The sequence below is a fragment of the Patiriisocius marinus genome, from assembly GCF_008974325.1.
Lineage (GTDB): Bacteria > Bacteroidota > Bacteroidia > Flavobacteriales > Flavobacteriaceae > Patiriisocius > Patiriisocius marinus.
Genome location: NZ_BKCG01000026.1, coordinates 1 through 1,443, shown reverse-complemented (window position 1 = coordinate 1,443; position 1,443 = coordinate 1). Strand labels below are relative to the sequence as shown.

Here is a 1,443-nt window from a genome sequence, read left to right as displayed (position 1 = left end):
TCACAAACGCTGGATCTAATACTGCATTATCATCTGTAACTAATACATCTGTTAATGTTGTATTTCCTGTATTTGTAACTGTAATAGTATACGTGATTACATCTCCTTCCATTCCTGTTCCTGAAACCGAAGCTTGACTCTTAGTTACTGTAAGATCTCCTGCTTGATCAATAGGTGTTACCGTTGGATCATCTGTTGGATCATCATTTATTGAACCGTCTCCATTTGGTGTCTCTGTATCTTCATTATTTGGAATTGGATTTCCATCTGAGTCTGTATCTGTATCTGATGTATCAGTTACAGGACCTTCTGGACTTGTTCCTGCCGCCACTGCACTGTTTTCTACAAATCCTGCATTGATATCATCTAATGTGATAATATGTGTTGCATCTACAGTTACCACTGCTCCTGGTAACATTTCTGGAATTGGATTCACAAACGCTGGATCTAATACTGCATTATCATCTGTAACTAATACATCTGTTAATGTTGTATTTCCTGTGTTCTCTACTGTAATTGTATACGTGATTACATCTCCTTCCATTCCTGTTCCTGAAACCGAAACCTGACTCTTAGTTACTGTAAGATCTCCAACTTGTCCAATAGTAGTTACTGTTGGGTCATCTGTTGGATCACTGTTCGTTGAACCGTCTCCATTCGGTGTCTCTGTATCTTCATTATTTGGAATGGTATTTCCTGAAGGATCTGTATCTGTATCTGACGTATCAGTTACAGGACCTTCTGGACTTGTTCCTGCTGCTACTGCACTGTTTTCTACAAATCCTGTATTGACATCATCTAATGTGATAATATGTGTTGCTTCTACAGTTACCACTGCTCCTGGTAACATTTCTGGAATTGGATTCACAAACGCTGGATCTAATACTGCATTATCATCTGTAACTAATACATCTGTTAATGTTGTATTTCCTGTGTTCTCTACTGTAATAGTATACGTGATTACATCTCCTTCAGTACCAATGCCAGAAACCGAAGCTTGACTCTTAGTTACTGTAAGATCTCCCGCTTGATCAATAGGTGTTACCGTTGGATCATCTGTTGGATCACTGTTCGTTGAACCGTCTCCATTTGGCGTTTCTGTATCCTCATTGTCAGCAATTGGATTTCCATCTGTGTCTGTATCTGTATCTGATGTATCAGTTACAGGACCTTCTGGACTTGTTCCTGCTGCTACTGCACTGTTTTCTACAAATCCTGCATTGATATCATCTAATGTGATAATATGTGTTGCTTCTACAGTTACCACTGCTCCTGGTAATATTTCTGGAATTGGATTCACAAACGTTGGATCTAATACTGCATTATCATCTGTAACTAATACATCTGTTAATGTTGTATTTCCTGTGTTCTCTACTGTAATAGTATACGTGATTACATCTCCTTCCATTCCTGTTCCTGAAACTGAAACCTGAGTCTTAGTTA

1 protein-coding gene is annotated in these 1,443 nt (G+C 38.5%); it reads right to left on the bottom strand.

Going from position 1 to position 1,443, the window contains the following annotated elements; all coding sequences use genetic code 11:
* The coding region (locus tag GBH57_RS15920) for a CLIPPER-2 domain-containing protein (protein WP_208997627.1) at positions 1–1,443 on the bottom strand (1,443 nt) is incomplete at both ends.